This is a genomic window from Neobacillus endophyticus (assembly GCF_013248975.1).
Taxonomy (GTDB): domain Bacteria; phylum Bacillota; class Bacilli; order Bacillales; family Cytobacillaceae; genus Neobacillus; species Neobacillus endophyticus.
This window is the reverse complement of sequence record NZ_JABRWH010000001.1, coordinates 2197049-2210683: the sequence shown is the minus strand read 5'-3', so window position 1 is coordinate 2210683 and position 13635 is coordinate 2197049. Positions and strand designations below refer to the sequence as shown.

Sequence of the window (13635 nt, the reverse complement as noted above, 5' to 3'; positions counted from 1 at the left end):
TATTACTATGACTTGGTTAAGTCCTCGATCGATTAGTATCAGTCAGCTCCACATGTTACCACGCTTCCACCTCTGACCTATCAACCTGATCATCTTTCAGGGATCTTACTAGCTTGACGCTATGGGAAATCTCATCTTGAGGGGGGCTTCATGCTTAGATGCTTTCAGCACTTATCCCGTCCGCACATAGCTACCCAGCGATGCCTTTGGCAAGACAACTGGTACACCAGCGGTGCGTCCATCCCGGTCCTCTCGTACTAAGGACAGCTCCTCTCAAATTTCCTGCGCCCGCGACGGATAGGGACCGAACTGTCTCACGACGTTCTGAACCCAGCTCGCGTACCGCTTTAATGGGCGAACAGCCCAACCCTTGGGACCGACTACAGCCCCAGGATGCGATGAGCCGACATCGAGGTGCCAAACCTCCCCGTCGATGTGGACTCTTGGGGGAGATAAGCCTGTTATCCCCAGGGTAGCTTTTATCCGTTGAGCGATGGCCCTTCCATGCGGAACCACCGGATCACTAAGCCCGACTTTCGTCCCTGCTCGACTTGTAGGTCTCGCAGTCAAGCTCCCTTGTGCCTTTACACTCTGCGAATGATTTCCAACCATTCTGAGGGAACCTTTGGGCGCCTCCGTTACTCTTTAGGAGGCGACCGCCCCAGTCAAACTGCCCACCTGACACTGTCTCCCACCCCGATCAGGGGTGTGGGTTAGAATTTCAATACAGCCAGGGTAGTATCCCACCGACGCCTCCACCGAAGCTGGCGCTCCGGCTTCTCAGGCTCCTACCTATCCTGTACAAGCTGTACCAAAATTCAATATCAGGCTACAGTAAAGCTCCATGGGGTCTTTCCGTCCTGTCGCGGGTAACCTGCATCTTCACAGGTACTATAATTTCACCGAGTCTCTCGTTGAGACAGTGCCCAGATCGTTACGCCTTTCGTGCGGGTCGGAACTTACCCGACAAGGAATTTCGCTACCTTAGGACCGTTATAGTTACGGCCGCCGTTTACTGGGGCTTCGATTCAGAGCTTCGCTTGCGCTAACCCCTCCTCTTAACCTTCCAGCACCGGGCAGGCGTCAGCCCCTATACTTCGCCTTGCGGCTTCGCAGAGACCTGTGTTTTTGCTAAACAGTCGCCTGGGCCTATTCACTGCGGCTCTTCGAGGCTATTCACCTCAAAAAGCACCCCTTCTCCCGAAGTTACGGGGTCATTTTGCCGAGTTCCTTAACGAGAGTTCTCTCGCTCACCTTAGGATTCTCTCCTCGCCTACCTGTGTCGGTTTGCGGTACGGGCACCTTTTATCTCGCTAGAGGCTTTTCTTGGCAGTGTGGAATCAGGAACTTCGGTACTCTATTTCCCTCGCTGTCACAGCTCAGCCTGTTCGAAAAGCGGATTTTCCTACTTCTCAGCCTAACTGCTTAGACGCGCATATCCAACAGCGCGCTTACCCTATCCTCCTGCGTCCCCCCATCACTCAAACGATAAAGAGGTGGTACAGGAATATCAACCTGTTGTCCATCGCCTACGCCTTTCGGCCTCGGCTTAGGTCCCGACTAACCCTGAGCGGACGAGCCTTCCTCAGGAAACCTTAGGCATTCGGTGGATGAGATTCTCACTCATCTTTCGCTACTCATACCGGCATTCTCACTTCTAAGCGCTCCACGGGTCCTTCCGATCCCGCTTCACAGCCCTTAGAACGCTCTCCTACCACTGACATCGTAGATGTCAATCCACAGCTTCGGTGATACGTTTAGCCCCGGTACATTTTCGGCGCAGAGTCACTCGACCAGTGAGCTATTACGCACTCTTTAAATGGTGGCTGCTTCTAAGCCAACATCCTGGTTGTCTAAGCAACTCCACATCCTTTTCCACTTAACGTATACTTTGGGACCTTAGCTGGTGGTCTGGGCTGTTTCCCTTTTGACTACGGATCTTATCACTCGCAGTCTGACTCCCACGGATAAGTCTTTGGCATTCGGAGTTTGTCTGAATTCGGTAACCCGATGAGGGCCCCTAGTCCAAACAGTGCTCTACCTCCAAGACTCTTACTACGTGAGGCTAGCCCTAAAGCTATTTCGGAGAGAACCAGCTATCTCCAAGTTCGATTGGAATTTCTCCGCTACCCACACCTCATCCGCGCACTTTTCAACGTGCGTCGGTTCGGGCCTCCATCCAGTGTTACCTGGACTTCACCCTGGACATGGGTAGATCACCTGGTTTCGGGTCTACGACTACATACTAAAACGCCCTATTCAGACTCGCTTTCGCTGCGGCTCCGTCTCTTCAACTTAACCTTGCATGTAATCGTAACTCGCCGGTTCATTCTACAAAAGGCACGCCATCACCCATAAACGGGCTCTGACTACTTGTAGGCACACGGTTTCAGGATCTCTTTCACTCCCCTTCCGGGGTGCTTTTCACCTTTCCCTCACGGTACTGGTTCACTATCGGTCACTAGGGAGTATTTAGCCTTGGGAGATGGTCCTCCCTGCTTCCGACCGGATTTCACGTGTCCGGCCGTACTCAGGATCCACTCAGGAGGGAACGAAGTTTCAACTACAGGGCTGTTACCTTCTATGACGGGCCTTTCCAGACCGCTTCATCTACCCCGTTCCTTTGTAACTCCATGTTGAGTGTCCTACAACCCCGAAAGGCAAGCCTTTCGGTTTGGGCTGTTCCCGTTTCGCTCGCCGCTACTCAGGGAATCGCGTTTGCTTTCTCTTCCTCCGGGTACTTAGATGTTTCAGTTCCCCGGGTCTGCCTTCAGTACCCTATGTATTCAGGTAAAGATACTGCTCCATTACGAGCAGTGGGTTCCCCCATTCGGAAATCTCCGGATCAAAGCTTACTTACAGCTCCCCGAAGCATATCGGTGTTAGTCCCGTCCTTCATCGGCTCCTAGTGCCAAGGCATCCACCGTGCGCCCTTTCTAACTTAACCTACGACAAATGATCAGCGTCGTGTCTCTAGTCAGCTTCGCTCGTTCAGATCCTCACGTGCCCTAGCACGCTCCGGTCTTCACTCCCTCGCTTCCTCGACCTTCTCGCTGCTGATTTGTCTTTATTTACTCTTAAAATAAGAGAGAAAAACTAAAATGGCGATTACTCGGTTCTTTCTTGGTTTCTTCTATACGATTATCTAGTTTTCAAAGAACGATGTTTTGAGAGATTGTTCTCTCAAAACTAAACAAACAAAGAACGTGTCACAAACCGTTTTGTCTGGCTCATAGGTCCAGCTTTATCCTTAGAAAGGAGGTGATCCAGCCGCACCTTCCGATACGGCTACCTTGTTACGACTTCACCCCAATCATCTGTCCCACCTTAGGCGGCTGGCTCCTTGCGGTTACCCCACCGACTTCGGGTGTTACAAACTCTCGTGGTGTGACGGGCGGTGTGTACAAGGCCCGGGAACGTATTCACCGCGGCATGCTGATCCGCGATTACTAGCGATTCCGGCTTCATGCAGGCGAGTTGCAGCCTGCAATCCGAACTGAGAATGGTTTTGTGGGATTGGCTCCACCTCGCGGCTTCGCTACCCTTTGTACCATCCATTGTAGCACGTGTGTAGCCCAGGTCATAAGGGGCATGATGATTTGACGTCATCCCCACCTTCCTCCGGTTTGTCACCGGCAGTCACCTTAGAGTGCCCAACTAAATGCTGGCAACTAAGATCAAGGGTTGCGCTCGTTGCGGGACTTAACCCAACATCTCACGACACGAGCTGACGACAACCATGCACCACCTGTCACTCTGTCCCCCGAAGGGGAACGTCCTATCTCTAGGAGTGTCAGAGGATGTCAAGACCTGGTAAGGTTCTTCGCGTTGCTTCGAATTAAACCACATGCTCCACCGCTTGTGCGGGCCCCCGTCAATTCCTTTGAGTTTCAGCCTTGCGGCCGTACTCCCCAGGCGGAGTGCTTAATGCGTTAGCTGCAGCACTAAAGGGCGGAAACCCTCTAACACTTAGCACTCATCGTTTACGGCGTGGACTACCAGGGTATCTAATCCTGTTTGCTCCCCACGCTTTCGCGCCTCAGCGTCAGTTACAGACCAGAAAGCCGCCTTCGCCACTGGTGTTCCTCCACATCTCTACGCATTTCACCGCTACACGTGGAATTCCGCTTTCCTCTTCTGCACTCAAGTCCCCCAGTTTCCAATGACCCTCCACGGTTGAGCCGTGGGCTTTCACATCAGACTTAAAGGACCGCCTGCGCGCGCTTTACGCCCAATAATTCCGGACAACGCTTGCCACCTACGTATTACCGCGGCTGCTGGCACGTAGTTAGCCGTGGCTTTCTGGTTAGGTACCGTCAAGGTACCGGCAGTTACTCCGGTACTTGTTCTTCCCTAACAACAGAGCTTTACGACCCGAAGGCCTTCATCGCTCACGCGGCGTTGCTCCATCAGACTTTCGTCCATTGTGGAAGATTCCCTACTGCTGCCTCCCGTAGGAGTCTGGGCCGTGTCTCAGTCCCAGTGTGGCCGATCACCCTCTCAGGTCGGCTACGCATCGTCGCCTTGGTGAGCCGTTACCTCACCAACTAGCTAATGCGCCGCGGGCCCATCTGTAAGTGACAGCCGAAACCGTCTTTCAGTTCTTCCTCATGCAAGGAAGAAGATTATCCGGTATTAGCTCCGGTTTCCCGAAGTTATCCCGATCTTACAGGCAGGTTGCCCACGTGTTACTCACCCGTCCGCCGCTAACCTCAAGGAGCAAGCTCCTCGAGATTCGCTCGACTTGCATGTATTAGGCACGCCGCCAGCGTTCGTCCTGAGCCAGGATCAAACTCTCCAAGAAAGTTGATATAGCTCATAAAATAACGTTGGCTTCATTTCGTTAGAAATGAATAATTATTGTTTGTTGACGTTTTTGTTTGTTTAGTTTTCAAAGAACAATTTCAAAATGAAGACAAAACCAATCATACTATAGGACTTCGTAGAAGTCAACTTCTTTTTTGATCATGATTTGTTTTCTCTATCGCGTCAGCGACAATTAATAATATATCATCTGTTTTCGCGGAAGTCAACTTCTTTTTACAAATTAATATTTTTGTATGAAATTTAATTCTAGAATGTGTTAAATAATATGGTTATTTTTCAAATCCAGTTATATTGAAGCGAACAGCGCGAAATCTCCTCGAAAAAATATTGTATTTTCCATCCTGCGCTTGCAGAGTAAGGATACGATTTATCCCAAGCTGAGAATAGAGGACAAGGAAAAAGCTACAGGGATTTTTTTTACTCAATATTCTTTATTATATCTTGTTCCTCACGTTTCAATTTTGTTGATATGTGACTTGGAATAATAGAAAAAACGGGCAAAAATGCACCTGAACAGTGCCAGCGATCTCATTATCTATCTTAGCAATATAGAGAATCACCCCAGGTTCCATCGCATTTTCCCAATAGCTTCTTGCAGTTGAAAGCTTCATTGGCGGCAGAAAACCAATCGAAGCTCCATCATCCACAACCATTTGAATAAGATGTGCAAGTTCATCGACTTTCTCTCTGACAGTTGCCAGTTCCAAAATCTCAACATTTTGCAATGGAACCACTCCTCATTCACATAAAGTATCGCAAAACCATAAGGGAAATAATACCTGTTACAACCGTTCCCAATAAACTCCTTGTTTTTACCGCCATTAGAAAGGTGGGGATCGCAGCGAGCATTTCAAGGTTGCTAAAAGAAAAGTCTATTTTTCCATCATGCATAAAAATCTCCTGGCCTACTAAAGCAGCCATAACCGAAATGGGAATAAAACTTAGCCAGCGTGTCCCCCATTCCGGCAGTTTGAAGCGGCTTAAAACCATTAGCGGCAGTACCCTCGGGATAAAAGTGACAAGAGCCATTCCTATAATAATAATGAAGATACTCCATCTTACTTCCATTTTTCCACCGCCATCCCGATAGTTGATGCAATAATCGTTGCCGCAATCACTCCAAGGCTGCTCGAAAACATGGTGCTAATTGCTACTGCAATAACCACTGCGATGATGGCAACTAAAATATCCAGTTTGATTTTTCTCCTTCCGATCATAGAAAGGACGAGCAGCCCAATAAACATTGCCGGCAAAGCATAATCCAACCCGAACTTTTGGGGATTGGCAATCCAGTTTCCAAAGTAGGCACCTGCAATATTCGCGATGGCCCAGTTTAACCAAGCCGTGATATTAAGCCCATGCATCCATTTCTCACTTATATTCTGCCTTTGAGCTGCCTTATTGATGGCTACACCAAATGTTTCGTCAGTTAACAGCGTCCCGATGAGCATATTTTTCAATGGTGTAAGGTGGCGAAAGTAAGGTGACAGAGCTGCACTCATTAAAATATGACGGAGATTTACAAAGAAAATAGTAATAATAATAGCTGTTGTTGAGCTGTTGGCAGCAATCATTCCTGCAGCGATAAATTGGGCTGAACCAGCGTAAAGTACCAGGCTCAAAAGAGCTATTTCAAAAATGCTAAGCCCTGAAGTTTTTCCCACAACTCCAGCTGCAAACCCAATACTTAGGTATCCCAGCAGTGTTGGAATACAGTCTTTTACACCTTTAAGAAAGGAATCTTCGTCTCTTGGAGCTGCAGTCGAATCCCATTGTGCGTTAGATAGACTCATCGATTTCCCCTCCTTATAACAAATCCACCGAAATTAAATTATATACCTAATTTTAGTTTTACAAACCGGTATTTTCAAATAATTCACAATTCTGCCATTCCTTAAAAAATAAAGAAAACCCTCCGACTCGCGAGCCCAACAAGGCAAAGACAATGGCGTAGCTGCCCTTATGCCTGATAGGAAAGTTATACTTTCCTATCGGCAGAAAAAGTCCACGAAAATATTGTGGACTTTATCTTTAAATAAAACTCAGGCTAGATCACCTTTTCTATCGTGACGGGCACTCCATTCAATACGGCGTTTCCTGATATCTGATCAATTATTTGTTCATCAGTCAAAAGATTGACATTTACTCCGGCCTGTTGACTGGCCGTTCGAAGACGGGTGCCGGGCAGATTATGCCCCCAGCCATGAGGGAGGCTTACAGTACCCGGCATCAGATCATCTGTCAAATGAATGGTAACTTTTATTTTTCCTGTACGGGATTGCACGAATACCTTTTCTCCATCCATAAGGCTAAATTGTTCCGCATCAAGTGGATGAATCCAAAGTCTGCACCTATCTTCACCCTTCACTAAAACCGGTAGATTGTGCAGCCAAGAATTATTGCTCCGTAAATCTCTTCTGCCAACGAGCAGCAATGATTCTGTTTTTGCTTCAAGCCTTTGTTTAAGACGTTCAATATCTTTTATCAATATGGGTGGCGCTAATTCAATTTTTCCTGAAGAGGTCTGGATAATCTCATGAATTCTTGGCTTCAATGCACCTAAATCTAAACCATGCTGATGATCCTCCAGAGTTGTCAGATGAAGTCCTTCAGGGTTTGTTCCAAAATGATCACCATAAGGTCCCACCCTCAGGTAAAAATCCAGAAACCGCTCAGGGCCTTTTCTATCATTCAGCATGGCTAAAATTTCTAAGATATCTCGATGATAGATGGGGGAATTTGGATTACTGACTTCATGTTTGATTAGTTCTTTTATGGCCATTTCATCCATTAGTTCCTCATTTTCCATTTTTTGACCCCCAGCAGCTGCTGCCAGCTGAAGGAGAATCTGCCATTCATCTAATTGTTCTTCAGGAAGTTGAAAAACGGGCCGCGAATAATGTGCTATATTTCGAATAGCTAAGTTATAGAAGGTTATATCATAGTGAGAGCGTTCTAAAGGTGATGGGACTGGCAGTATCACATGCGCATGGCGTGAAGTTTCATTTAAATAACAGTCAACACTGACCATGAAATCCAGTTTGTTTAATGCAGCTTGTAAACGGCCGCTGTTTGGGGTGGATAATGCTGGATTGCCAGCAATAGATATCAATGCTCTAATCTGTCCTGATCCTTCCGTATCTATTTCTTCTGCAAGACAGGAGGCTGGCAGTTCACCTAAAACCTCTGGCAATTCTCTTATTCTACTTTGAAACCGGTTGAATCGTACCGCCCTGCTTTTCTTGAAAAGTGCCCTTCTCGTTGCAGGATTTGGGAACATGGCCCCTCCTTCCCGATCAAGGTTTCCTGTTAGAACATTTATGACGTCTATCAGCCAGCTGTTCATCGTTCCAAAAAGCTGCGTACAAGTACCCATTCTTCCATAAACGATCGCATTAGGAGAAGTTGCAAGTTCACGCGCTATTTTCCGAATGATATCTGATGGAATCCCGCATATGCCAGACACAGCTTCAGGAGTAAACTCTTTCGAATGGATCTCTATTTCTTCCAACCCATTTATAACATCCGTCAGTTCCCCCGGATTTACCAATTCTTCTTCAAATAAAGTACATATAATGGCAAAAAGGAATAGGGCATCCGTACCAGGGCAAATAAAGTAATGTTCATCTGCTTGTTTGGCGGTAACGGTACGAACTGGATCGATCACAACTAATTTGCCGCCTCGTTCTTTTAGTGCCTTCAAACGCCCTCTCATATTGGGGGCTGTCATTAGGCTGCCGTTGGATGCAAGTGGGTTGGCGCCCAGCATTAAAATGTAGTTCGTATGGTCAATGTCAGGAATAGCAAGATTGGCATCACTCCCAAACATCATTTCCGAGGAAAGCTGTTTAGGAATCTGATCGAGGGTACTAGCAGAGAAAATGCTCTTCGTTCCCAATGTCCGCAATAAAATAGGAATATACAGCATGCTGCTTAAATTGTGTACACTAGGGTTTCCCAAATAAACAGCGACTGCATTTTTCCCGTGTTCTTCGATAATAGGCAGAATTCTCCTGCTTATTTCTTCAAACGCTTCTTCCCATGAAACCTCTTGCCATTCCTGCCCGCGGCGAACCATTGGTTTTCGAAGCCGGTCAGGATCTGAATGAAGCTCTTTTAAACTATATCCCTTTGGACATAAATACCCTCGGCTGAACGGATCCAGTTTATCCCCTTTTATATGGACAACTTCTTGATCAAGCGTATGAATTTCTAATCCACACGTTGCTTCACACAATGGACATGTTCGGTAACTTATTCTTTCTTCCGCCATCCATGCTCCTCCTTTGATTTTTTTAGGATTTCCCCTCCAGGCACTTCGCTCCAATCGACAAAGTGGTTAAGGCAACAATGAAATTAATATAGCCTATGGATTTATAATAAGCTTGCCTTTCGTTTGCCGGCTTTCCATAAGTTCATGGGCTCTTTTTGCTTCTTCTAAAGGAAACGTTTCCCCGATCACTAATTTTAATTTTCCATTACTGATAGATTCCAGAAGCTCTCTTACACTTTCATTAAATATCTTTGTATCTTTAAGAATATGAACAAGCCAAAAACCTATGACACTTACATTTCTCTGCATTAGAATTGCTGGATCAAACTTTGTCTCCTGCCCTCCTGCCCGTCCATATATGACAAGTCTCCCGTTTACAGCCATACACTTTAAGCTATTTCTAAAGATGTCTCCCCCCACCATTTCAAGAACAACATCTGCTCCTTTACCTTCCGTGTAGGCTAGGATCTGTTTATGCCAATTCTCCTCTAAGTAATTGACTCCAAAATCTGCCCCTAAAGAATAGGCCAGTTCCAATTTTTCCGGACTGCTTGCTGTGGCGATAACCTTCCCTGCCCCCATAATCTTTGCCAATTGAACAGCAAATGTTCCTACTCCTCCTGCCGCCGCATGAACGACAACGGTGTCACCTTTTTTCAATTGGCCAGATGTTTTTAAGATATGATAAGCAGAAACCCCTTGTCCTAGAATAGCTGCCGCATGGTTAAACTCTACTGCTTCCGGAATTTTGATTAACTGGGACTCATGAAGGGCTATATACTCAGCATAACCACCATCCTCTGTTAAGGCGACAACCCGGTCCCCTACTTTAAAATCGGTTACTTCTAGTGAAACCTCTGTAATGACTCCTGCAACCTCTGACCCAGGAATATAAGGAAGTGGAGTTTTTGCTAAATATTGACCATACCTTCTAGCAGTGTCCGCAAAGTTCACACCCGAGGCTTTCACCTGTACCAAAACAGATCTTGGCTTGATTTCAGGGATTGGAATATCTACAATTTCTAACACTTCAGGCTTTCCATACTCTTTAAATTGAATCGCTTTCATATTTTCATCCCCTATTCCAAAAATTCATTTTATACTAACCGGTTAGTATAATTCCATTATAGTTTAATAGCTGCTCGTATTAAAATAGGAATATTTCCATTTATAAAAAAATAATCCAACATCTTCTAGTTGGATTATTTAATCAAAGAGATAGCTTACTAAATTTCTACATTCTTTATCGTATTTTGGGTGCCAAAAATCGATTGACCACCCAAATCCCACATCTTTTAACCACACTCTCGTTCGGGAGAAGCCGATCCAGATATATTTGTTAAATCATCAAAATCTCCCGAATATCCTCCTCTGTAAGAGCTGCCATTGCTCTTTCTTCCGAATCAATGACTTCCTCCACAAGATGCCTCTTTTTGTCTTGCAGTTCATTCATTTTTTCTTCTATGGTTCCCCGGGCTACGAGTTTGATGACCTGTACTTTATTTTTTTGGCCCATTCGATGAGCGCGGTCTGCCGCCTGCTCCTCTACTGCCGGATTCCACCATGTGTCATATAAAATAACCGTATCCGCCCCCATTAGATTCAACCCTGTTCCCCCAGCTTTCAGGGAAATGAGGAATAAATCCCGTTCACCGTGATTAAAACGCTCGCAGGTTTCTACCCGTTCTTCAGCGGGTGTTTGTCCATCTAGATAGAAGTACGGCAAACCGTTCCTTGTTAAGGCAATACCAATAAGATCAAGCATTTTCGTAAACTGGGAAAAAATCAGCACTCTTCTTCCAGACAATCTGGATTCTTCTATAATTTGCAATAGCTGTTCAAACTTAGCCGATTTCCCTTTATAACCATCCACAAACAAGCCTGGATGACAGCAAATCTGTCTTAACCGAGTTAAGCCGGCCAAAATCTTGATGCGATTCTTTCGTATGGTATCCTTGTCCAGATGCTTCAAGGTGTCGTGCCGCAGTTTAGCTAGGTAAGCCGCATACAACTTCTTTTGGTCAGGAAAAAGTTCTACCGATTCCAGCGAATTGATTTTTTCAGGCAGCTCTGAAAGTACCTCCTCTTTCATCCTGCGAAGTAAGAATGGTCTGATTCTCCGGGCAATTTGTACCCGCGTCAGCTTACTGTATTCCTTCAAGCCAAGAAAAAGCTGCGGAAAGACGGCATGAAAAATGGACCACAGCTCCTCCAATGAATTTTCGACCGGTGTACCTGTTAGCGCAAAGCGGTGGCTTGCCTCAATTTTCTTTACTGCACTGGCTGTTTGCGTCAAAGGATTTTTAAATGCCTGTGCCTCGTCAAAAAACACCGTATGAAAAGACTGGTCTGCAAACCAAACCATTTCCTTGCGTAATAATGTGTAAGAGGTGATGAATACATCCACATCAGTTATTTCCTTCAACAGCTTGGACCGTTCTTTTTTAGTTCCATCAATTACAATGGCCCTTATCTCTGGGGCAAATTTTCTGAATTCATTTAACCAGTTATAAGTCAAGGAAGATGGGCAGACAACAAGTGTCTGGAGCTTTTGTTTACGCATTTCAGATAGTGCGGAAACAATATAGGTGATACTTTGAATGGTTTTGCCGAGTCCCATGTCATCAGCCAAAATCCCGCCGAATCCGTAGTAAGCAAGAGTTTTCATCCACCTATACCCAGTCTTTTGATACTCTTTGAGAATTGGATCCAAATTTTCAGGAACATCAAACTCTAAACGATCAGGATTGCGCAGATGCTCCAGCAACTGAAGAAACGATTCTTCAAGCTTGAAAGTATCACTAACCTCTACTGTATCAAGCAGCTGCAGACATTGCTCAAGCGGCAAATCCAAACCGGCGGCAATATCTTTATTCCTGACATTTGGTGATTGAAGAAAACGCTGAATTTCTTCAAATTCTCTTGTTTGCAGTGAAAGCAGCGAGCCATTCGGGAGCCGATAATATTTCCGTTTTTCCTCTAAAGCCGCTAAAACATTACGGATTTGCTGTTCAGGAATGCCGTCCATTTCAAATTTGAATTCCAGCCAATCGGTTCGTTCTTTTATCACCTTCACCCTTACCCTCATCTGCGGGCGGGCATTTTCTCTAAAAATTCGATTTCTAACGGCCGTTGTAGCATAAATACGCACCAGCTTTTCAAGCTTAGGAACAATATGATACAAAAACTCATACTCCAGCTCTTCATTTTGCAGGTAATATCCGCCATCTGTCTTGGTAAACGAGCCCTCCTCCATGAGCTGAAGGATTTTCTCCTCTTTCTCTATATCACGGAACACCATAGTACTTCCGGGAAGTTCTCGATTTTCCAACGGCTGAACGATCATATGTTCGTAGTGAAATTCGAGTCCTGCTAGGAGCAGATTGTTTACCCGGTCCAAGTATAGCTTGGCCACTAAAGGTGTTTTCTCAAATTTCTTCATTAATTTCTCTGCCATTGTAACTTTCCCAAGTTTTTTCAAACCTGGAGCCACTTGTTCGATAAAAAAAGCAAGCTGTTCTAGAGGAATCGGGATCGAATTTGTTCCGGAATCATCCAGCATCTGTTTTAAGTCCGTAAGCCTTTTTTCGTCCAGAGATTCAAGCCGCTTTATTTTCCCAGCAAAAAGAATAGAGTGGTAGGTCTCGAGGACCATGATCTGTTCAAAGCCATTCACCTTTAGTTGGAAGCCGCCACCCTCAGATTCCATAAAATCAAACTGTAATGGCAGTTGCTCCTCTGTTACGTTCAGCTCTGTAAAGGTTTGTCCCGCGAACTTCCATGTTACTAGCGGTGCCTTTTGAAGTAAAAACAGCAGCCGTTCCCAAGAACCAGGCGGGATAATCAGAAGATGGCCTGCGCCATTATCGAGTACCATTTCACCATATATTTTTTCATCCCGGACTACTTGAATAAGCTGCTGGATGACCGCATCTGTTTCTTTTTCAAAGCAATGAAGACTTGGATCGTACCCGAACTGTGCACATGCTCTACTCTCTCTCACTTGCTCAAGAAATAACCGAATATTTGATACTTTGGAAGTACCGATCTTCATTTCTACCCCAATCAAATATCGGGCACCTGCTGTTTGAATGGGTTGACAATTAAACTCAACATCAAGGACTTGTCTGTTTTCAAAGTGAAGCTGATGACCGCTTGAGCGGACAGGCTGATCCGAAAAAAGATGTAGCAATCCTGTTGTTAGATCTTTTTGTGATGAGCCGATTTCTTGGCGTTGAAGGTCATTAATCGCCAATAAAACTGCTGCGATATGCTGGCAATCCTTTTTAAATGAAGCAAGCTTCGGACAAGTGCACTCTGTACGAAAGCTGCCACTCCCATCTGCCTCAACCATCACATGAAAATCTTCATCTCCGGAAACAATTGCTTTGCAGCGATCCAGACCGTATTCTTCAATTGTTACTTTATTTGTCCGATTAAAATAATCTCCTCGTTTGAAGGAGACAGTTCCGCACATCTCTTGAATGGTTTTCTGATTTAATGTAATGTTCATGCGCCAAGCTCCTTCCTTGAGG

At 45.6% G+C, this 13635-nt stretch carries 6 protein-coding genes and 2 rRNA genes; all 8 read right to left on the bottom strand.

From position 1 onward, the window contains the following. Positions 1–12: 12 nt before the first annotated feature. Positions 13–2947: ribosomal RNA gene (locus HPT25_RS10710) — 23S ribosomal RNA — on the bottom strand. 307 nt (positions 2948–3254) lie between these two features. Continuing rightward, positions 3255–4804, bottom strand: a 16S ribosomal RNA gene (locus HPT25_RS10705). The 16S and 23S rRNA genes sit together here, the layout of an rRNA operon. Positions 4805–5282: 478 nt before the next feature. Beyond that, on the bottom strand, positions 5283–5552 hold the full coding sequence (locus HPT25_RS10700) for a hypothetical protein (RefSeq protein WP_173063563.1): 270 nt from the start codon (positions 5550–5552) through the stop codon (positions 5283–5285). Positions 5553–5568: 16 nt separating this feature from the next. Further along, positions 5569–5895 (bottom strand): branched-chain amino acid transport AzlD family protein, encoded by a 327-nt coding sequence (locus HPT25_RS10695; protein WP_173063561.1) that lies wholly within the window; start codon positions 5893–5895, stop codon positions 5569–5571. Next, the gene (locus tag HPT25_RS10690; protein WP_173063559.1) at positions 5886–6620 is read right to left on the bottom strand and encodes an AzlC family ABC transporter permease; all 735 of its coding nucleotides are present in this window, start codon (positions 6618–6620) and stop codon (positions 5886–5888) included. The genes HPT25_RS10695 and HPT25_RS10690 overlap by 10 nt, the downstream gene beginning before the upstream one ends. A 254-nt stretch (positions 6621–6874) precedes the next feature. Further along, complete coding sequence (locus HPT25_RS10685) at positions 6875–9100, bottom strand: molybdopterin-dependent oxidoreductase (protein ID WP_173063557.1); 2226 nt, start codon at positions 9098–9100, stop codon at positions 6875–6877. A 93-nt stretch (positions 9101–9193) separates the two neighbouring features. Continuing rightward, positions 9194–10168 carry a quinone oxidoreductase family protein gene (locus HPT25_RS10680; RefSeq protein ID WP_173063554.1) on the bottom strand — a complete coding sequence of 325 codons (975 nt, stop codon included), beginning with the start codon at positions 10166–10168 and terminating at the stop codon, positions 9194–9196. A 271-nt stretch (positions 10169–10439) separates the two neighbouring features. Continuing rightward, entirely contained in the window at positions 10440–13613 is a 3174-nt protein-coding gene (locus HPT25_RS10675) for a DEAD/DEAH box helicase (RefSeq protein ID WP_173063551.1), read from the bottom strand. Positions 13614–13635 lie beyond the last annotated feature (22 nt).

What these genes read in the sequence shown, in the direction of transcription:
- HPT25_RS10695 (WP_173063561.1), bottom strand. Translation starts at nt 5,895, where the DNA reads ATGGAAGTAAGATGGAGTATCTTCATTATTATTATAGGAATGGCTCTT.
- HPT25_RS10690 (WP_173063559.1), bottom strand. Translation starts at nt 6,620, where the DNA reads ATGAGTCTATCTAACGCACAATGGGATTCGACTGCAGCTCCAAGAGAC.
- HPT25_RS10685 (WP_173063557.1), bottom strand. Translation starts at nt 9,100, where the DNA reads ATGGCGGAAGAAAGAATAAGTTACCGAACATGTCCATTGTGTGAAGCA.
- HPT25_RS10680 (WP_173063554.1), bottom strand. Translation starts at nt 10,168, where the DNA reads ATGAAAGCGATTCAATTTAAAGAGTATGGAAAGCCTGAAGTGTTAGAA.
- HPT25_RS10675 (WP_173063551.1), bottom strand. Translation starts at nt 13,613, where the DNA reads ATGAACATTACATTAAATCAGAAAACCATTCAAGAGATGTGCGGAACT.